This window comes from Streptomyces sp. NPDC004539 (assembly GCF_040610055.1).
Taxonomy (GTDB): domain Bacteria; phylum Actinomycetota; class Actinomycetes; order Streptomycetales; family Streptomycetaceae; genus Streptomyces.
In genome coordinates this window covers 126,802-148,803 of the sequence record NZ_JBEXLS010000028.1, presented here as the reverse complement: position 1 = coordinate 148,803, position 22,002 = coordinate 126,802, and the positions used below count along the sequence as shown (strand labels likewise).

Genomic DNA, 22,002 nt, shown 5'->3' with positions numbered 1-22,002 from the left:
CGCGGGCACCGGGTTCGGGTCGGTGCGGCACGCGGCGCGTTCGCTGGCGTTCGCCGCCGACCAGGGCATTCTGCCGGTGCTGACCAACGCCGTGCGGTACGCGGACGCCGGGCTCGGGCCCGTCGCGGACGTCCTGGACTCCGCGCGCAGGCTCGTGCCGGTCGACCGGCACGGAGTCCTCGACGGCGGGGAGCGGTGGCTCAAGCCGGCGGGCGAGATGGCGCGGGTCGCGCTGCGGGTGGCCGAGGCCGCCGGGTACGGGCCGCGCACGGCCCACCGGCTGCTGGAGGTCACCGAGGAGACCGCCGCGCTGTGCCGGGTCGACCCGGAGGAGGACCTCGGGCTCGGCCGGGTCTTCTTCCCCGAACCCGCACTGGTCGGCGCCGGGGAGCGGGCGCCGGAACAGGTGCTGCGCGAGGTGTGTGAGGCGGGTCTCGTGCGCCGTGGGCACGACCGCGACGAGCGGTACCGGGCACGGCTGGAGGACGAGCTGCGCCTCGTCGGCCGGCTCGGGTACGCCACCTTCTTCCTCACCGTCCACCAGGTCGTCCGCGACACCCGCGACCTCGGGATCAGGGTCGCGGCGCGGGGCTCGGCGGCCGGATCGCTGGCCGTGCATCTGCTGGACATCGCCACCGCCGACCCCGTCGAGCACCGCCTCCTCATGGAACGGTTCCTGTCCGAGGACCGCACCGAGCTGCCCGACATCGACGTGGACGTCGAGTCCGCCCGCCGGCTGGAGGTCTACCGGGCGATCCTCAACCGCTTCGGCCCCGAGCGGGTCGCCGCCGTCGCCATGCCGGAGACCTACCGGGTCCGGCACGCGGTGCGCTCCGTCGGCCTCGCCCTCGGCCTGGACCCGGCCGCCGTCGACCGGCTCGCCAAGGCGTTCCCGCACATCCGGGCGAAGGACGCCCGCGCGGCGCTGCGGGAGCTGCCCGAACTGCGGGGAATCGACCCGGACGCGTACGGGCCCCGGATGTGGGACCTCGTCGAGGCCCTCGACGGCCTGCCCCGGGGCATGGCCATGCACCCCTGCGGAGTGATCATCTCCGACGCCGGCCTCCTGCGCCGCACCCCGGTCGTCCCGACCCCCGGCGAGGCGTTCCCCATGTCCCAGTTCGACAAGGAGGACGTCGAGGACGCCGGGCTGCTGAAGCTCGACATCCTCGGGGTGCGCATGCAGTCGTCGATGGCCCACACCCTCGCCGAGATCGAACGGGTCTCCGGGCGGCACATCGACCTGGACGAGATCCCGGTGGATGATGCAGAAACGTTCCGCCTGATCCGGTCGTCCCGGACGCTCGGCTGCTTCCAGACCGAATCGCCGGGCCAGCGGGACCTGGTGGCCAGACTCAGGCCCGAGTCCCTGCACGACCTGGTGATCGACATCTCCCTCTTCCGCCCCGGCCCCGTCTCCGCCGACATGATCACCCCGCTGCTGGAGGCCCGCGGCGGGAAGACGCCGGTCCACTGTCCGCACCCCGACCTGGAACCCGTCCTGCGCGAGACGTACGGCGTCCTGGTCTTCCACGAGCAGATCATCAAGATCCTGGCAGTCATGACCGGCTGCACCCACGCCTTCGCCGAGTACACCCGCCGCGCCCTGAACAACCCCGACCTCGGCGGGCGGATCGAGGAGTGGTTCACGGCCCACGCACGCGCCCAGGGGTACGACACGGAGACCGTCACCCGCGTGTGGGAGCTGGTCTCCTCCTACGCGGGTTTCGGCTTCTGCAAAGCCCACGGACTCGCCTTCGCGGTGCCGTCGTACCAGTCGGCCTGGCTCAAGGCCCACCACCCCGCCGCCTTCTACGCCGGAGTCCTCACCCATGACCCCGGCATGTACCCCAAACGCCTGCTCCTCGCCGACGCCCGCCGCCACGGGGTGCCCATCCTCCCGCTCGACGTCAACGCCTCCGACACCGCCTACCGGATCGAACTGGTGTCCGACGACGTGTACGGGGTACGGCTGGCGCTCGGCGACGTCCGCGGCATGAGCGACGCCGAGGCCGAACGGATCACCGCGGGACGGCCGTACGCCGCTCTCGACGACTTCGTCACCCGCGCCCGCCCCTCCCGCCCCGTCGCCGAACGCCTCGTCCAGGTCGGCGCCCTGGACCGGTTCGGCGACAACCGCCGCGACCTGCTTCTCCATCTCACGGAACTGCACCGTCGTCAACGAGGCGCGGCCCCAGGACAGTTGACGCTCACCGACGACGGCCGCGCGGCCCCGCTGCGGCTGCCCGACATGGACGACGCCGAACGGCTCGCCGCCGAACTCGGCACCCTCGGACTCGACGCCTCCCGCCACCTCATGACCGACCACCGCGAACTCCTGGAGGAACTCGGCGTCGTCCCCGCCGTCCGCCTCAAGGACCTGCCGCACGGCCAGGTCGTCCTCGTCGCCGGGGCGAAGAGCGCCGTCCAGACCCCGCCGATCCTTCACCGCACCAAGTCGAGCCCGTACGGAGAGGCGACCCCGCGCGAGCCCCAGCGGATCATCTTCGTCACTATCGACGACTCAACCGGCCTGGTGGACCTGGCTTTTTTCGGCGACAGTCAGGCGGACTGTGCTCACACGATCTTTCACCGCTGGCTGCTGCTGGTCCGCGGGAAAGTCCAACGCCGTGGGCCGCGTTCGCTCAGCGTTGTCGGCTCTGCCGTGTGGGATCTGACGGAACTGGCGGAGCTGCGCCGTTCCGGAGGTCTCGATGCTGTGGCGGCCCGTTTGGCGGAGCGTCAGGACCATCCTGCCCCTGAGACGAGAAAGTCCGGCCGAACGATTCAAGTAGCCAACGGCGTCGAAATGGATTCGTGGGCGGATCTCAGGCCCGCCGGCGGTGACGCCAGGCAAGGCCGCAAGTTCTGGCACTCCAGTCCTGGAAGCGCAGGGTGATCGAGATGGCCATTGTCTATATCCAGGCGCCAGGGCCGCCTCGGGAAACGTGGGAGACACTTCTTCAGGTACTGGGCGGCATCACCCCGGTTGTCGAGGCCGTTCCTCCCGACGCCGCATTGGCGGACGTGAGTGGGAGCGTTCGCTATTTCGATTGCGACGCTGTTGAGATTGCCCGAATCGTTCGTGTGCGCACGTTGGCGTTGTACGGCCTTGACTGTGCTGTCGGTGTGGCCCCCAATCCCCTGCTCGCCAGGATGGCCGGGCAGCACGGACCGCCAGGTGCCGTTCGCTGCATCACGGACACCCCACAGGGAATCTCCGGCTTCCTGAGTCCAAAGCCAGTAGCGGCCCTGTACGGAGTGGGGCCGAAGACGGCTCGCACGCTCTGCGAGTACGGGTTGGACAGCATCGGTAAGGTGGCAGGAACTTCTGAGGCCACCCTACAGAGAATCCTGGGCGCGAAGATGGGGCGTCTTGTGCACGAACGGGCCCGTGGTATCGACCGGACACGCGTGGTACCGCACGCTCCGCCCAGGTCGGCCGGCGCTGAATTGCGATTCGACAGGCATGAGGTCGATGGGTCCGTACGTCGCGGCGCGTTGCTCGGACTTGCCGGTGACATCGGTAGGCAATTGAGAGCGGACGGTCAGGTGGCCCGCGCGCTTGCACTCACAGTTCATTACGCGGATCGGTCTACGACCACCCGGACGCGAGTGCTTCCAGAACCCACGGCTCACACTCCGGTGCTGGCGGGCACCGCACAAGCACTGCACGATGCCTTGGGACTTCAACGGGCACGGGTGACAGCCCTTTCCCTGAGAGCCGAGGATCTGATGACCGTTCGGCACTCCAGCCGGCAACTCACCCTCGATCGGCAGACGGAAAGCGCCCGTCGACTTGAACCGGTCCTCGATCGTATCGCCGCGAGATGGCCTGGCTCGGTGGGGCCGGCGACCCTCGCGCACCCTTGACCGCTGAGCGCCGCCGGACCTCCAGCGCAGGTGACCGCGGCGACGTTCATCGCGGTAGTCGTCTCACCCCCGGCGGGCGACAGAGCCGGAGATCCATGGAGACGTGAGGCTTGACGGTGTTCCGCGGCTGGGCCATGCGATGTCGTCAACGGCGAGAAACGGCTCGCCGGCCACGGTCGCGGGGGTTGCCCCGGTGAACGCCATCACGTCCCGATGCAGGTGGGACTGGTCGGCGTAGCCGGCGTCGGCCGCGACTCGGGCCGCGCCTTCACCCGCGACCAGGCGGTGGACGGCGTGGTCGAAGCGGACCAGCTTCACGGCGCGCTTGGGCGGCAGGCCGAGCTGCGACCGGAACCGGGACCACAGGCGCTTACGGCTCCATCCGACCTCGGTTGCGAGCCCGTCGACCCGGACCAGGCCACGGCTGCCGACGATCCGGTGCCAGGCCCAGGCCACCTCCGGGTCCACCGGCGGCCCCGCCTCGTACCGACGGACGAGCAGCGCGTCCGCCAACGCGAAGCGGCCCTGCCACGACGGGACATCCCCGAGTTGCTCGCGGAGCCGGGACGCCTCCCGGCCCCATACGTCGCTCAGGGGCACGACGGCGCCGTCGAGGTCGGTGGGGGAGGCGCCCAGAACCGCGCGTGCGATCACCGGAGACAGGCGCACCTGCACGCACTCGACGTTCTTTCCCCGCGCACGGACCGCGCCGCCGGTCCCGAGCCCGGGCCCGGCGACGAGGCTTCCCCGCTGCTGCCTCCCGGCGGCACAGTCAAGGACGGGCGAGCCGGCGCCGAACTCCAGGAGCAGCGTCACGGCCGGGTGCGGGACCATCCGGAGCGCGTCCAGGTCACGGACACGGAACCCGGCCATGGTGAGACCGGCCACTCTGCTGGGCCGCTGCGGGCATGCCACGTCCCACACAGCCGTGCCGTGCATGAAAGTCCCCACCGTTCCATGCTAGTCGAGCCGACTGAGGGGAACATTTGTCCAATCCGCCGGCGGGGCCCGGCAGCGACAGTGGGCTCATGACTGTTTCTGACGGCGGACCGTACGTGAACGGCGGCGCCGAGGCCACCGAGAGTTCGACCCTGTCGCTGGACGACGGCGACATCCACGTGTGTCAGGACGGCCCCCGCGACGCTCCCGCACTCCTGCTCATCCACGGGTCCGCATCCTCGACCCGTTCCTGGGACCCGCTGGTTCCGATGCTGACCGGATCTCACCGCGTCATCCGCATCGACCTGCTCGGGCACGGCCGGTCGGCCAAACCGGTCGACCGCAGCTATGCGCTCCCGGACCAGGCACGCCGGGCGGGCGCGGCACTGGACCGGCTCGGCGTCGAGCACGCCGTGGTCGTAGGCCATTCCAGCGGTGGTGTGGCCGCCACCGCCCTCGCCGAACAGCGACCAGACCTGGTGACCGCGCTCGTGCTCATCAACACCGGCCCCAGCCTGGACGCCTTCATCGCACCGCAGTCCGTCCCCATCGGGCTTTCGCAGTGGCCACCGACCGACGAGCAGATCCGCGGGTTCGCGAGCACCGGTTTCAGCCGCGCGGGCTACCAGATCCCGCCGGAGCTCCTGGACGACGTGCGCCGCATGACCCACCACACGCTCACCACAACGATGCAGGCCACCCGCGACTACCTGGAGCAGCGCGCGCTCCCGGACCGGCTGACGGCCCTCGGCAAGCCGCTACTGGTGATCTTCGGCGAGGACGACCGCAGGTGGCGATCCTCATCCGCCGCCGACTACCGCGCTGTTCCGGGCACGAAAGTCGAGTTGCTGCCCGGTCTCGGACACTCACCCATACTCGAGGACCCCCCACGGACCGCCACCCCCCTGCTGGCCTTCACCACGATCCACGCCGTACGGGTGGACTGAAATGACAACGAGGGGTGCCATGCGGATTCTCGTCTCCGGCGCCAGCGTCGCCGGCCCGGTGCTGGCGTACTGGCTCACCAGACACGGCTTCTCTGTCACCGTCGTCGAGCGCGCGCCGACACCGCGCAAGACCGGCGGCCACGCGGTCGACCTGTTCCGGCCCGCGATGAACATCTCGGAGAAGATGGGCGTACTCCCGCGCGTCGAGGAGCGGGCCACCGGCACCAACCGGATGACCGTCCACCAGGAGGGCGCACGGCGTCCCGTCCGGGTGGACCTCTCCAAGATCTTCAGTGCCACCTCCGAGCGGCACGTCGAGGTCATGCGCGACGACCTGAGCGAGATCTACCACGACGCCGCGCGCGACGACGTCGAGTACATCTTCGGCGACTCGATCACCGCGATCTCGCCCGACGGCGAGGTGCAGTTCGAGAACGCCGCGCCGCGCCGCTTCGACCTCGTCGTCGGCGCGGACGGGCTGCACTCCAACGTGCGCCGCCTCGTCTTCGGCGACGAGTCCCGCTTCAGTGCCTTCATCGGGGCCCACTTCGGGGTACTGACCCTGCCGAACGTCGCGGCACTCGACGGCGAACTCCTCATCCACGTCGGCGTCGGCCGAACCGCCGGTATGTACGGCGCGCGGCACCTCGGCGATGCGCGGGCGTTGTTCCTGTTCCGTAGCGAGCGCGAACTCGACCACCACCACCACCACGACGTGCCCCGGCAGAAGGAACTGCTGCGCGGTGCGTTCGACGGCATGCACCCCGACGTGGATCGCTGGCTGGACGAGCTCGACCGCACCCCGGCGTTCTACTTCGACTCGATCACCCAGCTCCGCATGGACACCTGGTCGCGGGGGCGGGTGACGCTCGTCGGCGACGCGGGCTACTGCCCCGGCCCGGCCGTCGGCGGCAGCACCAGCCTGGCAGTCGTCGGCGCGTACGTCCTCGCCGGGGAGCTGGCACGGGCGGGCGGTGACCACGAACGCGCTTTCCCCGCCTACGAGCGCGCGATGGCGCAGCACGTGCGCGGCAGCCGCGCGGTCGCGCTCAGCGCGGCGAAGACCCTGATCCCCACCTCACGCCTCGGCGTGCGGGGACTGGCCCAGGGCGCCCGCCTGATCTCCGCCCTGCCCGCGCGGCCCAGCCGCGCCCTCCTCCGCCTCACCACCAAGAGCGCACGCCTCCACAACTCCATGACCGTCGACGACTATCTGCCGTTGCCCACCGCATCACGAGGCCGCGACGGCTTCGCGGGCGACCTTGGAGGCGGGCTCGGGGTGGAGTGAGGAGTGCTCGCCGCCCCGCTGCCGCCCGGGCTTGCGGCGGCCCCGGGCACACCCGCCACGCCAACTCGCCTGGCCACCACTGGGGTTGAGCAAGGAGAAGTGCTGCTTGGGCGTGTAGCAGAGCTCTGATCAGGGGCGACGAGCACCTCCACCAGCGGCTCCTCGACCTGATCACCGAGTACACCCCGACCGCGCAGGCGCTGCCGCCCGACGCCGCCCTCGCCGACGTCACCGGCGCGCTCGCCTACTTCGGCACCGACGCCACCGCCCTCGCCGAACGCATCCGCGCCCGCGTCGCCGGGCTCTACGGCCTCAAGGCCACGATCGGCGTCGCCGGCAACCCGCTGCCGGCCCGGATGGTCGCCGCCGACGGACCCCCCTCCGCCGTCCGCGCCCTCCCCGACGACCTCGACGCCACCGCCGCGTTCCTCGCGGGCAAGCACCCCGCCCTCCTGCACGGCGTCGGCCCCGCCACCGCCCGGACCCTGGCGACGTACGGTCTCGACAGCATCGACAAGATCGCCGCCACCCCGCTCGGCACGCTCCAGCGCATCCTGGGCGCCGGTGCCGGCCGCCGCCTGCACAGCGCCGCCCGCGGCCTCGACCCCACGGCCGTCACCCCGGCGGCGCCGTCCCGCTCGCTGACCGTCCGGTACGACTTTCCCCACGACGAACTGGACCGCGACCGCCGGCGCACCGCCCTCCTCACCCTCACCGACCGCCTCGGCCCGCGCCTGCGCGCCGAGGCGCAGACGGCCCGCACCCTCACCCTCACCGCCCGCTACGCCGACCGCTCCACGACCACCCGAGCCCTCCAGCGCGCCCGCCTGCGCACCCTCACCCTCCACGCGGACGACCCTCCCCGCCGCCTCCGCCCCCCGGCAGCTCCTCCTCGACCCCGCCGACGACAAGGCCCGCCGCGCCGAAGCGGCCACGGACCTGATCCGCGAACGCTTCGGCCCCGGGTCCGCGCGTTCCGGACGCGTCGGCCTGAGAGAGGGAAACACCTCCGGCGAACACTGATGGTGTATTCGATGCGGTATCCGATTTCCGCTCGGTCAGGTTGCGGAAATCGCTTGCTCACGGAGTTTGTCCAGCACGGACAGCCTGTCCTCGGCGTGAATTCTCCGCGTCGTGATCCGGTCCGGATAACAGCGGGTGAACATCGAGGTGAAATGGCTGCCGTAGTGGAGGGATTCAGTCTCGTCCGTGCTCGCGAGCGGACGGGCCACGGCCTGGAAGTTCGGCTCGTGGAAGTAGGCGAAGGCATAGCGCTCATCGTCGGCGAGTTTCACCTTGTGCGGGGTGGAGAGCAGTTCCCCGCCGGTGATGAGCTGGAACATGTCGCCGGGGAACACGGTGAAGGTGTGCGGCACGGGCTCGACGTAGATCCACTTGTCGTCGTCCTCGTACACCCCCGCGGCGCTCTCCTCGGCCAGCCAGTTGCGGTTGCGCCGTTCGCCTTCGACGGGCGGCCGGATGTACAGGGCCTGCCCCACCTGGTCCTGGGTCGCGATGACCAGCAGGCCGTAGTCGGTGTGGGCGCCGATGCCCCGGTCGCTGGCGGCCGACGCGGCGGGGAAGCGCAGTACCCGCATGTGGTGCCAGCCGTCGTCGGTCAGCCGGGTGAACGTGTCGATGTCCTGGCCGAGTCCGAGCGCGGTGAGCTGGAGCAGCCGGTGCCCGACGTGGCCGGACTGTTCCATGTAGGCGTTCACGGCATCCCGGTACTGCCGGCCGGGCCAGGGCACGGGGCCGTGGCAGGGCCATCGCTCGGTGACCCGGGCGTCCTCCAGGGCGACGTCCTTGGTGACGGTGAAGATCTCCGATCCGTCCTGGACCCCGTCGGTCACCTCCTCGCCGGAGGCGACGTAGCCGCTGTAGGTGAGGTCGCTGATGTACTCGGCCTTTTCGGCGAGAGGCAGGGAGAAGAACTTCCTGCTCGCGGCGTAGGCGTCGGCGACCACCTTTTCCTGTGCGGGCTCGACGGCGATCTGGTAAATGCCGTCCCGCTGCCAGGATTCCACCATCCGCTGCCCGAGTCGGATGTCCTGAGGCGTTCCGGTGACGGTCTGCGGAACATGGAAAGTCGTGAGACTGGTCAACTGAATTCCTTTCGCGTGATCAGGTGCCGGGCACCAGGGAAACAGCATCGCGGGGTGACCGACAGGGTCAAATATCCCGGCATCAGCGAAGGGGTATGACCTCTGCTTTACCCCGTATTTGCCATTTATGGACGTACTTGCCGATGCCTTGACGATCCGTTCCGGGACCGTTCAATCCGGCTTCCGCGTACGCGTCGTGCGGCACGCCTAGAGTCCTTCAGCGTCGTGAGGGGAGGGACTCGTGGACACACCGCACCTGGCGGTCCGGGCTCGTGGGCTCAGGAAGTGTTTCGGGGAGGTGGTGGCGCTCGACGGGGTCGATCTGGAGGTGGGCCGGGGGCGGATTCACGGGCTGGCGGGGCCGAACGGGGCCGGGAAGACGACGCTGCTGGGGCTGCTGCTGGGGCTCGCGCTGCCGGACAGCGGGCGGCTGGAGGTGCTGGGGGTGCCGGCGGAGCGCGCGCTGGCGGGGCCGGAGGGGGTGGCCGGGTTCGTCGACGGGCCCGGGCTGTATCCCTCGCTCACCGCACGTCAGAACCTCGCCGCGCTCGCCGGGTTGCGCGGGCAGGGGGCGGCCGGGATCGACGACGCGCTGGAGCAGGTCGGGCTGACCGAGGTCGCCGACGACCGGACACGCGGGTTCTCGCTGGGGATGCGGCAACGGCTGGGCCTGGCCGCCGCGTTGCTCACGCGACCCCGGCTCCTCGTGCTGGACGAGCCCGCCAACGGCCTCGACCCGGCCGGGAAACGGCATGTGCACCGCGTCCTCACCCGCCTCGCCGCCGAGGGCACCGCCGTCGTCCTCTCCACCCACCGCATGGACGACCTCGACGCCCTGTGCACCGAGGCCACCCTCCTCACCACCGGACGGGTCGTCTTCTCCGGCCCGCTGAGCGAACTGGCCGCCGAGAACGGCGAACTCGACCACCGGCTGCGCACGTCCGACCCGCGGACGGCACGCGAGCTGGCCGCCGAGGCGCCCGGCATCCGGATCACCGAGGACCCCGACGTACGGCACGACCCCGAGGTGATCGTCGTGCGGGGCGCGGTCCCCGCGCTGGACGCCCTCGTCGCCGACGTCGTCCGCGCCGACGTCGCCGTACGCGAACTGACCCCCGTCGTCTCCCCCCTCGAAGCCGCGTTCCTCGCCCTCACCGGACAACAGGACTCCGCCGGGCCCGATCAGCAGGAGACCGCCGGATGACCGCCCCCGCCGTACCCGCCGCCGCTCTCGCACGGCCCGCCACCTCTGTCGCCCCCGGAGCCCCCCTCACCCGCGCCTACCGCTTCGAACTGGTCAAACTCTTCCACCAATGGCGCGTCAGACTCCTCCTCCTCGCCTGCTGGACCGCCCCCGCCCTCTTCGTCGCCGGCGTCGGTGAGCAGAGCACCCTCCCCTCCGACACCCTCTTCGGCCGCTGGATGCACGCCACGGCGTGGGCCGGCCCCCTCGTGCTGCTCGGCTTCGCGGGCACCTGGGCGCTCCCGCTGCTGACGTCGGTCGTCACGGGTGACGTGTTCGCCTCGGAGGACCGGCTCGGCACCTGGCGCCACCTGCTGGTGGCGGTCCGCTCACCCCGCCGGATCTTCGCGGCGAAGGCACTGGCCGGAGTGACGGTCGTCCTGCTGTTCGTCACCGGCATCGCCGCGAGCAGCACGGCCGGCGGACTGCTCACGGCCGGGAACCACCCCCTGGTCGGACTCGACGGCCGCCTCCTCACCCCGGGCGACGCCGCCGGCCGCACCCTGCTCGCCTGGACCTGCGCCCTCGCCCCGACCCTGGCCCTCGCCGCGATCGGCCTGCTCGGCTCGGTCGCCCTGGGCCGCTCCCCGACGGGCCTGCTGCTGCCCCCGATCCTCGCGCTCACGATGTCGGTCGCCCAGACGCTGCCACTGCCCGTCGCCGTACGCCTCGCTCTGCCCGGCTACGCCTTCACCGCGTGGAACGGCCTGTTCACCAGCCCGAGACAGCTCGGCCCGCTGCTGATCGCCGTCACGGTCAGCCTCGTCTGGGCGATCTTCGCGACGGCACTGGCGTATCTCCTGTTCCTGCGCCGCGACTTCACCCATCCCGCGTACGACGGCGCCGGGCGCCGCGCGCTCACGGCCGGCCTGCTGCCGCTCGCCGCGCTGACCGCGCTCACCGTCGCCGTCGTGGCCGCCGCGACCCCGGCCTCCTCCACGGGCTCCGGCATCGGACAGGCCAAGGTCCAGCGGTCCCTGGCCACGGCGTTCGCCCACCTCTACCGCCTCCAGACCGAGCAGCTCCACCGCCCCGCCGTCACCGAGGCCGAGCTGAACTCCTCGGCGGCGTGCGCCAAGAGCGACGGACAGGGCGCCCAGGAGGGCGCGGGCAACGACTGGAGGTGCGTCGTCACCTGGCACCTGCCCGGCGTGCCGGTCGCGGGGACGGCCGTCTACCAGCTCGACATCGGCTCGGACGGGCGGTACGTGGCCGACGGCGACGGGCCGAAGGAAGTGAACGGCTACTTCCTGGTGCGGACGCCGACCGGTGACGCCCCCAACCCCCTGTGGCAGTTCGACGGGAACGTCGAGCTGCTGGACACCACCTCGAAGGGATAGGTCCATGCAGGTCACCCGGCGTATCAGGGAGAAACCGGCCAGACGCCTCAGCCGGCGGACCGCGCTGGTGACGACGGGCATCGCCGTCGCCCTCGGTGTCACCGGCACCGCGGTCGCCTCGACGCACCAGTTCGGCACCCAGCACGTCGGCCAGGTCACCGCACGCGGCCAGGTCGTCTCCGCCGACCAGTACCTCAAGCCCTACGGCACCCGGACCGTCATCAATGACGGCAAGATCATGTCGTCGACGGTCAGCCCCGACGGCACCCGCCTCGCCGCCTCCGTCGCCGACGGCGACGCCTCCCTGATCGTCATGGACCCGGCGACCGGCCGGGTGAAGCAGAGGATCGGCACCAACGCGGCCGACGACCTGCGCATCGGCAGCGGCGCCGTCGGCCAGGAAGGCCCGACGTACTCGCCCGACGGCAAACAGCTGTGGCTCGGCCAGGCCGGCGGCTACACCAGGTTCACCGTGACCGCGGACGGCACCCTCTCCGCCCCGACGGCCGTCCCGATCCCGGCCCAGGGCACCCAGCAGGCCCTGGTCGCGGGCGCCGTGTTCTCCCCGGACGGCACCACCGTGTACGCCGCCGTCAACGGCCAGAACCGGGTCGTCGCCCTCGACGCGGCCACCGGCGCGATCGAGCGGAGCTGGACCGTGGGCACCGCCCCGCGCGGCATCACCCTGGCCGGCGGCAAGCTGTACGTCGCCGACGAGGGCGGACGCGCCGCCAAGCCCGGCGACACCACCATGAACTCGTACGGCACCGACGTACCGGCCAACCCCAAGACCGGGGCCGGCATCTCCGGCACGGTCAGCGTCATCGACCCGGCCCACCCCACCGCCGCCGTCACCACCCTCCCCGTCGGCCTCCACCCGACCGCCGTGTACGCCGCGAAGGGCGCGGTGTTCGTCACGAACACCGCCGACAACAGCGTCTCCGTCATCGACACCCGCAAGGGCAGGGTCGTCCAGACCGTCGCCACCCAGCCCTGGCCCGAGGCGTCCGTCGGCTACGAGCCGAACGCCGTGGCCCTCACCGCCGACGGCCGCCTCCTCGTGACGCTGGGCCGCGCCAACGCCGTCGCCGTCTACCGCTACACCTCCCCGCAGCAGCCCGCCCGCTACGTCGGCCTGCTCCCCACGGACTACTACCCCTCCGGGATCTTCGCCGCCGGGAAGAAGGTCGTCGTCGCCAACACCCGCGGCGTCGACGCGATGCGCCCCGACAGTGCGGGTCGCAATACGCACGACACGACGTCGAGCCTGACCCGGTTCACGCTGCCGGACGACAACGTCGTCAGGGCGAGGACGGCTGACGTGTTCCGGCAGAACGGCTGGACCGCCGGCTCCGTCACGACGGCCCGGGGCCGAAGCCACGCGAAACCGGTCCCCGTCCCCGTACGGCTCGGCGACCCCTCGACGATCAAACACGTCTTCCTGCTCGTCAAGGAGAACCGGACCTACGACCAGCTCCTCGGCGACCTCCCGCAGGGCGACGGCAACGCCGCGCTGACCCAGTTCGGCACCAATGTGACCCCCAACCAGCACGCCCTGGCCCAGCAGTTCGGGCTGTACGACAACTTCTACGACATCGGCACCAACTCTGCCGAGGGCCACAACTGGCTGATGCAGTCGGACAACCCCGAGTACACCGAGTCCTCGGCGGGCGAGTACACGCGCAGCTACGACACCGAGAACGACGTCCTCGGCCACCAGAAGAGCGGCTTCATCTGGACCGGCGCACAGGCGGCCGGCAAGAGCGTCAAGGACTTCGGCGAGTTCCAGTCGCTGGAGACCAAACCGGCCGACGCCACCTGGCAGAACCTCTACTGCGACAGCAAGACCATGGCCACGACCGGCGCCCGGACCGCATACCCCATCAAGACCGGCTCGGGGATCCCCTCCCTCAACAAGGTGTCGGTGCAGGGCTTCCCGCTGTTCGACCTCGACGTCCCGGACGTCTACAAGGAACAGATCTGGAAACAGGACTTCGACGCGCACGGCCCCGCGAACCTCAACATGTTCTGGTTCTCGAACGACCACACCGGCGGCAAACCGAGCCCCGCCGCCGAAGTCGCCGACAACGACCTCGCCGTCGGCCGCATGGTCGACACCATCTCCCACAGCACGTACTGGAAGGACTCCGCGATCTTCGTCGTCGAGGACGACTCCCAGGCCGGCCTCGACCACGTCGACGGCCACCGCGCCCCCGTCCAGGTCATCAGCCCCTACGCGCAGCACGGCACCGTCGACAGCCACTACTACTCGCAGATCACGATGGTCCGCACCGTCGAACAGATCCTCGGCGTCCACCCGATGAACCAGCTCGACAGCGCGGCCACCCCCATGTACGGCGCCTTCACCGCGAAACCCGACACCACCCCCTTCACCGCCGTCCCCAACCGGACCTCCCTCACCCTCGGCGTCAGCCCCCAGCCCGCCTGCGGCTCCGACACCCCCGCCGCCCAGGACACCCAGGCGTCCCCCGCCCCCACCACCGTCGCCGTACCGCCCGCACAGCGGAAACTCGCCGACCAGTGGCGGACCTGGGCCACGCACCAGCGCCTCACCGGCCCGAACGCCGTGCCCGACTACGCGAACCCCACCCAGATGAACCGCTACACCTGGTACCAGACCCACGACTGGACCAAGCCCTACCCCGGCGACGGCAAGCTGTACGCGCCGGACGCGGTACCGGGCGCCTACCTGCCGTCCCCGGAGTCCGACGGCTGACCCGGCGGGCCTCTCGTACCCTGATCACCATGCCCACCCCCCGTCTGAGGCGCGCCGCCGTCCTCGTCCTCGAAGGCGCCAAACCGCTCGACGTCGGCATCCCCGCACAGGTCTTCTCGACCCGCGCGAGCATGCCGTACGAAGTCCGGATGTGCGGGGCGGCGCCCGGACTGGTGACGGGGGGTGACGGACTGTCGTACCACGTGGCGCACGGGCTGGAGGCGGTCGAGTGGGCGGACGTCGTCTTCATCCCCGGCTACCGCTTCCCCGACCGCGACGACCCGCCCGAGACGGTCGTCGGGGCGCTGCTCGCCGCGCACACGCGGGGCGCCCGGCTGGCCGCCATCTCGACGGGGGCCTTCGCGCTCGCCGCCACCGGACTCCTCGACGGGCTGCGCGCCACCACCCACTGGCACTACACCCGGGCCCTCGCGACGAAACACCCGCTGGTACGGGTCGACGAGAACGTCCTGTTCGTCGACGAGGGCGCGGTGCTGACGTCGGCGGGCGCCGCCTCCGGCATCGACCTGTGCCTGCACATCCTGCGCGGCGACCTCGGCGTCGCCGCCTCCAACCACGCCGCCCGGCGCCTCGTCGCCGCCCCCTACCGCAGCGGCGGCCAGGCGCAGTACGTGCCGCGCAGTGTGCCGGAGCCGATGGGGGAGCGGTTCGCCGCGACCCGGGAGTGGGCGCTGCACCGGCTCCACGAACCCCTCACCCTGGAGACCCTCGCCCGCAACGCGGCCGTCTCGCCGCGCACCTTCTCCCGGCGCTTCGCCGAGGACACCGGGTACACGCCCATGCAGTGGGTGATGCGGGCCCGCGTCGACCTGGCCCGGGAGCTGCTGGAGCGCTCCGAACGCGGGGTCGAGCAGATCGCGGGGGACGTCGGGCTCGGCACCGGCGCGAACCTGCGGATGCGGTTCCAGCAGCTCCTCGGGACCACGCCGAGCGAGTACCGGCGGACCTTCACCCGGGGCGAGTAGCGGCCTGGCGCGATCCTTGCGGACTGTGGCGATCTCGCCCCTGCCGACGGCCCGCCCCGCGCGGGAGGCTGAGGGGGAACCGGAAAAGGAGACCACACCCGTGACTCGCATCGCCATCAACGGATTCGGCCGCATCGGACGCAACGTGCTGCGCGCGCTCCTGGAGCGCGACAGCACCCTGGAGGTCGTCGCCGTCAACGACCTCACCGAACCCGCCGCCCTGGCCCGGCTGCTCGCCTTCGACTCGACGTCCGGCCGGCTCGGCCGCCCGGTCACCGTCGAGGACGGCACGCTCGTCGTCGGCGGTCACCGCATCAAGGTCCTCGCCGAACGCGAGCCGGCGAACCTGCCCTGGGCCGAGCTGGAGGTCGACCTCGTCCTGGAGGCCACCGGCCGCTTCACCGCGGCGAAGGCCGCCCGCGCCCACCTCGACGCGGGCGCCCGCAAGGTCCTCGTCTCCGCCCCCTCCGACGGCGCGGACGTCACCCTCGCCTACGGCGTCAACACCGACGCGTACGACCCCGAGCTGCACACGGTCGTCTCGAACGCCTCCTGCACCACCAACGCGCTCGCCCCGCTCGCTGCCGTCCTCGACGACCTCGCGGGCATCGAGCACGGCTTCATGACGACCGTGCACGCCTACACGCAGGAGCAGAACCTCCAGGACGGCCCGCACCGCGACCCGCGCCGCGCCCGCGCCGCCGGGGTCAACATCGTGCCGACCACCACGGGCGCCGCCAAGGCCATCGGGCACGTCCTGCCCAACCTCGACGGCAAGCTGTCGGGCGACTCGATCCGCGTGCCCGTGCCGGTCGGCTCCATCGTCGAGCTGAACACGACCGTCGCCCGCGACGTGACCCGCGAGGACGTCCTCGCGGCATACCGCACCGCCGCCGAAGGCCCCCTCGCCGGTGTCCTGGAGTACTCCGAGGACCCCCTCGTCTCCTCCGACATCACCGGCAACCCGGCCTCCTCGATCTTCGACTCGGCCCTCACCCGCGTCGACGGCCGCCACATCAAGGTCGTCGCCTGGTACGACAACGAGGTGGGCTTCTCCCACCGCGTGATCGACACCCTCGAACTCCTCGCCGCCCGGTAGTCGGGGGTCGCGCAAGGCTCCGAGCCGAGAGCGCGAGTTCGATCCTCGTCAGCCACTCCAACACTGAGGCCCAGGTCAGAGACCCGGGCCTTTTTGGTGTCCGTGGTGATCAGCCGGGAGCTCGTCCACGGCCGGGATCGCTTCCGCTCCGGTGACCGAACTGTGCGGCGTACGGCGGCGAAACGCGCCGACCACACGCCGCGCCGGCCCTCACCGCCCCCGACGCCTTCGCCTCCCGTGGTGAAGCGCCCCGCGACATCCGGATGACCTGGTTCGGTATCTCCAACTGGCATTACCAGATCGGCGACCTGGGCATCCTGCTCGACGGCGCGGTCGGCTATCCGGCCCGTGCCCCGAGCCCCGCCGTCGTCGCCCGCGTCCGCGCCGCGCTGCTCAAGAAGGGCACGATCGGCTACGTCCTCCTCGGCCACCAGCACGCGGACCACTCCGTCGACACCCGTGAGTGGGCCAGAGCGACGGGTGCGCCGCTCATCGCGTCGGTGGTGGCCCGTCGAGGGCGGCGAGGTGTTCCACCAAGTGGGTGCACAGCGTCGAGGTGGGCGAGTCCAGCGGTCCGGACGGCGGCATCGAGACCTTCGGCTTCCTCCTCAAGGTCCGCACCCCGCGCAAGACCCTGACTCTCCTGGTCTCCGACAGCGGCGCCGGAGGCCCCGAACTCGTCAAGGAGCACGTCGTCGGAGGTGTGCACCGCGGCGCCCCGCTCGGCAATCTCGGCCACGCCCTGCGCTCCGCCGGTCTGCGCACCTTCGAGGTCTGGCAGCCCGGTCCGGAGTCCCGGGTGGTCACCCAGGCGCGCGTACTCGTCCCGGCGTTCCGCCCGGCGTACGTGATGCCCCACCACATGGGCGCCCGCGGCGGCTTCGACCTCTTCGGCGGCCTGCACTACGCCTTCGACCCGGCCGAGGTGCCCAAGCTCATGTCGGTCCTCGACGACTTCGGCGTACCGCTCATCCCGCCGGTCAACTACTTCGACGCCTGGGTGCACGACCACGAAGGCGTACGCACGACGCGCAACGCTGCCGTCAAACAGACCCTCGGCCTCCCCGCCTCCGGCCCGGGCCCCAGCCCCCAGGGCCCCAACCCCCGGACCGGGCAACTGGAGGGCCCTGACGACTGACCGGCCGTCAGCAGTGGTCGGACGTGCGGACCGGGCGGTCGTGGGCCACGTACTGGCCCTCCGGTGAGCCGTCGGACTTGATCACCTCGCCTATGGCGTCGTAGTAGGCGCCGTAGGAGGTGATCTCGTTGTAGTCACGGCCGCGCCAGTTCGAGCTGCTGCCGCCGGCCCACTTGTACACGTAGATGTGAAAGTTCGGGTTGGAGCGCACCGTACGCATCACCGGGCGCTGCGACAGCCAGGCCACCCGGCGCGGGCCGACGGTGAGGCCGGTGGTGGTGGACCAGCCCGAGGTCTTCGCGTACGACCAGGTGCGGGTGTAGCTGCCGCCCGCCTCGAACTCCAGGACTTTTTCGAGGGCTGTCCAGTCGACGCCGAACTGGGCGGTGACGCTGTTCTGCGTGGTGCTCGTCGTGCTTCCGTTCGTCTGGATGTTCTGAGTCAGGGTGGATTGGCGGGCGCAGTTCACGAGCGTGTTGCTGACCTGCTTCTCGGACCCGGGCCAGGTCCAGCTGGTCGACTGCGGGTAGCTGCAATAGCCGTCGAACGTCTCCCAGGGCGCGGTCAGCTTCCCGAAGCGGAACGTGGCGCCGTCGGACTGCCGGATCTCGCCGGTGTCGACGTTGATCTTCCAGAACGACAGGGCCGTCGAGCCGGTGCAGATGCTTCCCAGGATGTGGTTGGTGTCGAACGGCTCACGGCCGCTGATGTCGGTCACGGCGCTCGCCGGCGTGACCAGCATCAGCGCCGAGGCCAGGCTCAGCGCGCCGACAACTGCCGTGCGCTGGACCGTGGTACGGGAAATCATGTCGAGCTACCTGCTCTCCTGGAGGCGCGAGATGCGTGTGTGAGGATGCGCAGGTCGAGTGTGTTGGGGAGGGCATCGCGGGAGATAGGGTCATTTGACTCAATCGCGGATGAACTGGTGATGACGTAGAGCCTGACGGGCGGCGGCTCGCCGGAGGCGGTCCCCGGACAACTCGGCCGCCCGACGCCGCCGTTCCGTCCGGTGAGAGGCTGTCGCCGTGACGGAACGGGAGACTTTTCAGGGGCATCTGCGCAAAGCCGCCGGCGGGATTCTGGAGCGTGTCCCCGAGCGGGTGAGGCGCGAGATCTACGTGCTGGCGTTCAACGTGTGGCGCGTCGACTCCGACAACCGCCGGCCGTACGTGGACATCGGCTACAACACGGAGAGCCGCTGTGCGCAGCAGATGCTCCGGGAGTCGGACGCCCGGGAGGTCCGGTGGAACTACGCCTACTGGATTCTCGACGGCTTCGAGAAGCTCGGGAACGTCCCCGAGGACCCGGTGGGCGGCCCCCTCTACGAGGAGGAGGCCAGGGAGCTGGGCATCTGGTACGACGGTGAGTTCGACCTGGGGCGGATGCTGGAGGACGAGGACCTGCGTGTCAGGTCGGCGCTGCTCGGAGGGTACTTTGCCGACGCCGTCGTGGAACTCGCCCGGTACCTGCACGCGAGCGGCGAGATCGAGAGGATCTTCGGGCGGGCGCTGCCTGTCGTCGTCTTCGACATGGACCGCCCGGGGTGGGAGGAGGAGGCCACCGAGGCCGCCAACCCCGCTGAGCTGATCGCGGACTTCCTGCGGTGAAGGAGGCCGGGGCGCGTGCTCGCCCGGAGGGAGCCGGCCCCGGCGTCGAGGTCAACTGCCCGACAGGACCGGGCCGATGAGGGTGCCGGTGGCGACCCTGAAGGTGCCGTCGGCGAAGGAGGCGCCGGGGATGGTGCCGCCGCCGGGCGTCCGCAGGGTGAACGACGCCTCGTCGGCCGGGACGGTCTCGCCGAAGTTGGGGACCTGGATGTCGAAGTGGACGGGATGGCCGGGGCCGAAGGTGACGGCGCCGGTCTGGTCGCCGTAGGTGCCGGCCGTGATGGCGAGAGGCTTGCCCCGGTAGGAGAAACGCAGGTCGGTGGGGGAGCCGGCGAGGGTGCAGGGGGAGTAGCCGCGGGGCGCGGTCAGGGTGACGCGGAAGTGGATGTGGCCGGCGCTGGACTGGTCCTGCGCGATCGTCGCCCGGTGGTTGGCGGGACGGCAGGCCGACGGCGCGGCGGCGTGGTGCGGTGCGGCCTGGGCCGCGCCGGCGGCGCCGACGGTCAGGAGGGTGGTGGCCGCCGCGGCGACGAGCTTGTGGCTCATGGTCATTCCGGAGACTCCTTGTGCGGGTGTTCCACGAGCTCCGTACCGAGATCGTGGTGCTGTACACGTACCCTGTGGTCTCCCGGCCACTGTCTCAAGACCGTCACAGGCGGGCATTTCCTGGCAAAGCGCCGGCACTCCGGCCCTCTTCCACAGCGGGCGGCCCGAGTGATCGGGAATTCCTCCGGCACAGGGAACTCACAAGTAAATCTTCGCCTCTTGTGGGGTGTCACCCCCCGACCGAGAGGAACAAGACGTGGGTTCTCGTACGCGGATACGCCCGGCAGGCTCCCTGGTGCTCGCCCTAGCCGCCGCCGGATCGGTCCTCACCGTCCCGGCGGCGGTCGCCGCGGGCCAGGTGCCGCAGGCCGACCTGCGGGCGGACGTGAACCGGGACGGACTGGTGGACGTCACCGGGACCACCGACACCGTCGGCGAGGACGCCTGGACGGTCGCCCGGGGCGCGCTCTACCTCCCCAACCTCGACGACGACTCCCGGCGCTGCCCGCGCACCGGCACCGACGCCCAGCTCGCCGCCTGCAACGACGCCTCCGACACCCAGGTCAACGGCGACGCGGACGCCGCCGACCTGGCCCGCGTCCGCACGGTCCCGATCCCGGACGCCAAACCGAACACCAGGGGACGCCTCGCGGTCACCACCGGCGCCGAGCACACCCACCTCTTCCTCAAGCGCGCCGGAAAGTGGGCCCTCGTCACCCCGAGGACCCGCCTGACCGCCGCCGAACTCCGCACCGGCGTCGAACTCGGCGTCGAGGCCACGGACGTCATCCGCGACAAGGCCAAGTGGGACGGCCGCGCGGTGATCCGCCTCACCGTCACCACCTCCGCCGGCTCCACCACCGACTCCGTCACCCTCCGTGTCGCCCCCCTCCTCACCCAGAACCACCTCCAGAACGCCCAGCAGGTGATGGTCACCCGCATCACCGGGGACGACGACGACCTCTACGGCCAGGAGCAGGCCAAGTTCGTCAAGAACCTCGCCGGCGAGGTCAAGAAGGCCGGCATCACCGCCCCGCTCATCACCTTCGACAAGTACAACGACCCCTGGGCCCAGGACTTCGTGGAACCGGCGTACGTCAGCATGACCGGCCCCGGCGGCAAGCGGCAGGCGATGCGCGTGATGCTGCGCTCCGCCCAGCCCGACCGCGAGGCCGGCCGCGAACTCTTCGAGAAGCTGCGCGGCCGGGACATCGGCGTCGTCCAGATCGCCAACCCGGACAGCGTGCCGGACTGGTCGCTCAACTCGATGGGCAACCTGGAGACCATCCCGCCGTACACGCACGACGGCCGCTCCTACCCGGCCGGCCGCATCATCATGGGCGAGCGCAAGGACAGCGGGGCCCGGCCCTCGCAGAAGATGCGGACGCTCCTCGCCTCGCAGGGCCTCCAGGACCCGCTGCTCCTGGACACCTCGTGGCTCGGCGTCGGACATGTCGACGAGTTCGTGCAGTTCCTGCCCGCCGACACCCCGCGCGGCTGGCGCATCGGCCTCGCCGACCCCGACGCGGGCCTGAACCTGCTGCGCGACGCCCAGCGCGCGGGCCACGGCAAGACGAAGATGTTCTCCGTCCCCGTCAAGTCCGGCGCCCAGGCCCCGAAGGAGACCATCGACCAGGCCCTCGCCTCCCCGCACCTCGTCGCCGACAACAAGCTCGCGTCCCAGCGGATCGCCGCCAACCTCGCGATCCTCAAGCGCGAGACGGGCGTCACGGACGCCGAGATCGTCCGCGTCCCGGCCCTCTACCTCCGCGAGTACCAGCCCACCGGCGACCTGCGCCTGCCGCGCCTGAGCCGGGTGGGCGCCGCCCTCACCGAAGACCTCCGCAAGCACGGCCAGCAGAAGTTCCTCACGGCCGACGCGGCGCCGACGGTGACGACCAGCGCCTACGTCCCCGGAGCCGTCAACGGCGTCGTCCTCTCCCGCACCCGCTACCTCGCCCCCCAGCAGTGGGGCCCGGTCGTCGGCGGCAAGGACATCTTCACCGAGGCCGTCACCGCCGCCTACCGAGGGGCCGGCATGACCGTGTCGTACATCGACGACTACTACACCTACCACCTGGGCATGGGCGAGGTGCACTGCGGGACGAACACCCTGCGGGACGTCTCGGCCGCCTGGTGGGGGCGCGGCTAGGC

Annotated in this window: 16 protein-coding genes and 1 pseudogene; 13 read left to right on the top strand and 4 right to left on the bottom strand. The window is 71.1% G+C overall.

Features of this window, described 5'->3' with window-relative positions:
• The coding region (gene dnaE / locus ABZX85_RS40665; RefSeq protein WP_355880948.1) for a DNA polymerase III subunit alpha at nucleotides 1-2,899 on the top strand (2,899 nt) is incomplete at its 5' end.
• Between the two features lie 5 nt (nucleotides 2,900-2,904).
• Nucleotides 2,905-3,873, top strand: coding sequence for a hypothetical protein (locus ABZX85_RS40660; protein WP_355880945.1), 969 nt, complete (start codon nucleotides 2,905-2,907; stop codon nucleotides 3,871-3,873).
• 63 nt (nucleotides 3,874-3,936) lie between these two features.
• On the opposite strand, the gene ABZX85_RS40655 is transcribed toward ABZX85_RS40660, so the two are convergent.
• Nucleotides 3,937-4,824 (bottom strand): helix-turn-helix domain-containing protein, encoded by an 888-nt coding sequence (locus ABZX85_RS40655; RefSeq protein ID WP_355880942.1) that lies wholly within the window; start codon nucleotides 4,822-4,824, stop codon nucleotides 3,937-3,939.
• 77 nt (nucleotides 4,825-4,901) lie between these two features.
• On the opposite strand from ABZX85_RS40655, the gene ABZX85_RS40650 reads away from it, so the two are divergent.
• The 3 genes and pseudogenes from ABZX85_RS40650 to ABZX85_RS40640 form a co-directional block, all read left to right on the top strand.
• Nucleotides 4,902-5,759, top strand: a complete 858-nt coding sequence (locus ABZX85_RS40650) for an alpha/beta fold hydrolase (RefSeq protein ID WP_355880939.1) — start codon at nucleotides 4,902-4,904, stop codon at nucleotides 5,757-5,759.
• Between the two features lies 1 nt (nucleotide 5,760).
• Nucleotides 5,761-7,047 (top strand): FAD-dependent monooxygenase, encoded by a 1,287-nt coding sequence (locus ABZX85_RS40645; RefSeq protein WP_355880936.1) that lies wholly within the window; start codon nucleotides 5,761-5,763, stop codon nucleotides 7,045-7,047.
• Nucleotides 7,048-7,172: 125 nt separating this feature from the next.
• Nucleotides 7,173-7,802, top strand: a pseudogene (locus ABZX85_RS40640) (hypothetical protein); the annotation flags it as partial.
• A 303-nt stretch (nucleotides 7,803-8,105) separates the two neighbouring features.
• On the opposite strand, the gene ABZX85_RS40635 reads toward ABZX85_RS40640, so the two are convergent.
• Nucleotides 8,106-9,152: a 2-oxoglutarate and iron-dependent oxygenase domain-containing protein gene (locus tag ABZX85_RS40635; protein ID WP_355880933.1), complete on the bottom strand. Its 1,047-nt coding sequence runs from the start codon at nucleotides 9,150-9,152 to the stop codon at nucleotides 8,106-8,108.
• Between the two features lie 241 nt (nucleotides 9,153-9,393).
• Between ABZX85_RS40635 and ABZX85_RS40630 the strand changes: the two genes are divergently transcribed.
• From ABZX85_RS40630 to ABZX85_RS40605, 6 genes are all read left to right on the top strand, one after another.
• Nucleotides 9,394-10,356 (top strand): ABC transporter ATP-binding protein, encoded by a 963-nt coding sequence (locus ABZX85_RS40630; RefSeq protein WP_355880930.1) that lies wholly within the window; start codon nucleotides 9,394-9,396, stop codon nucleotides 10,354-10,356.
• A complete protein-coding gene (locus tag ABZX85_RS40625; protein WP_355880927.1) occupies nucleotides 10,353-11,735 on the top strand; it encodes an ABC transporter permease in 1,383 nt (460 codons plus the stop codon). The genes ABZX85_RS40630 and ABZX85_RS40625 overlap by 4 nt, the downstream gene beginning before the upstream one ends.
• Before the next feature lie 4 nt (nucleotides 11,736-11,739).
• Nucleotides 11,740-14,472 (top strand): bifunctional YncE family protein/alkaline phosphatase family protein, encoded by a 2,733-nt coding sequence (locus ABZX85_RS40620; RefSeq protein ID WP_355880924.1) that lies wholly within the window; start codon nucleotides 11,740-11,742, stop codon nucleotides 14,470-14,472.
• 29 nt (nucleotides 14,473-14,501) lie between these two features.
• A complete protein-coding gene (locus ABZX85_RS40615) occupies nucleotides 14,502-15,458 on the top strand; it encodes a helix-turn-helix domain-containing protein (protein ID WP_355880921.1) in 957 nt (318 codons plus the stop codon).
• Between the two features lie 100 nt (nucleotides 15,459-15,558).
• A complete protein-coding gene (gene gap / locus ABZX85_RS40610; protein ID WP_355880919.1) occupies nucleotides 15,559-16,557 on the top strand; it encodes a type I glyceraldehyde-3-phosphate dehydrogenase in 999 nt (332 codons plus the stop codon).
• Nucleotides 16,558-17,098: 541 nt separating this feature from the next.
• Nucleotides 17,099-17,695: a hypothetical protein gene (locus tag ABZX85_RS40605; RefSeq protein ID WP_355880916.1), complete on the top strand. Its 597-nt coding sequence runs from the start codon at nucleotides 17,099-17,101 to the stop codon at nucleotides 17,693-17,695.
• A gap of 7 nt (nucleotides 17,696-17,702) precedes the next feature.
• Here ABZX85_RS40605 and ABZX85_RS40600 read toward each other — a convergent pair whose 3' ends face one another.
• Complete coding sequence (locus tag ABZX85_RS40600; RefSeq protein WP_355880913.1) at nucleotides 17,703-18,503, bottom strand: hypothetical protein; 801 nt, start codon at nucleotides 18,501-18,503, stop codon at nucleotides 17,703-17,705.
• Between the two features lie 217 nt (nucleotides 18,504-18,720).
• Here ABZX85_RS40600 and ABZX85_RS40595 point away from each other — a divergent pair, with 217 nt between their 5' ends.
• Nucleotides 18,721-19,302, top strand: coding sequence for a hypothetical protein (locus ABZX85_RS40595; protein ID WP_355880910.1), 582 nt, complete (start codon nucleotides 18,721-18,723; stop codon nucleotides 19,300-19,302).
• A gap of 51 nt (nucleotides 19,303-19,353) precedes the next feature.
• Here the strand turns inward: ABZX85_RS40595 and ABZX85_RS40590 are convergent, their stop codons facing one another.
• Nucleotides 19,354-19,854, bottom strand: coding sequence for a DUF4232 domain-containing protein (locus ABZX85_RS40590; RefSeq protein ID WP_355880907.1), 501 nt, complete (start codon nucleotides 19,852-19,854; stop codon nucleotides 19,354-19,356).
• Nucleotides 19,855-20,104: 250 nt separating this feature from the next.
• Here ABZX85_RS40590 and ABZX85_RS40585 point away from each other — a divergent pair, with 250 nt between their 5' ends.
• Nucleotides 20,105-22,000: a protein-arginine deiminase domain-containing protein gene (locus tag ABZX85_RS40585; protein ID WP_355880904.1), complete on the top strand. Its 1,896-nt coding sequence runs from the start codon at nucleotides 20,105-20,107 to the stop codon at nucleotides 21,998-22,000.
• The last annotated feature ends 2 nt before the right edge of the window (nucleotides 22,001-22,002 follow it).

Bases quoted from the DNA above. Each gene is read 5' to 3' on its own strand.
- ABZX85_RS40620 (WP_355880924.1), top strand. From the start codon at position 11,740: ATGCAGGTCACCCGGCGTATCAGGGAGAAACCGGCCAGACGCCTCAGC.
- ABZX85_RS40660 (WP_355880945.1), top strand. From the start codon at position 2,905: ATGGCCATTGTCTATATCCAGGCGCCAGGGCCGCCTCGGGAAACGTGG.
- ABZX85_RS40650 (WP_355880939.1), top strand. From the start codon at position 4,902: ATGACTGTTTCTGACGGCGGACCGTACGTGAACGGCGGCGCCGAGGCC.
- ABZX85_RS40625 (WP_355880927.1), top strand. From the start codon at position 10,353: ATGACCGCCCCCGCCGTACCCGCCGCCGCTCTCGCACGGCCCGCCACC.
- ABZX85_RS40615 (WP_355880921.1), top strand. From the start codon at position 14,502: ATGCCCACCCCCCGTCTGAGGCGCGCCGCCGTCCTCGTCCTCGAAGGC.
- ABZX85_RS40600 (WP_355880913.1), bottom strand. From the start codon at position 18,503: ATGATTTCCCGTACCACGGTCCAGCGCACGGCAGTTGTCGGCGCGCTG.
- ABZX85_RS40590 (WP_355880907.1), bottom strand. From the start codon at position 19,854: ATGACCATGAGCCACAAGCTCGTCGCCGCGGCGGCCACCACCCTCCTG.
- ABZX85_RS40645 (WP_355880936.1), top strand. From the start codon at position 5,761: ATGACAACGAGGGGTGCCATGCGGATTCTCGTCTCCGGCGCCAGCGTC.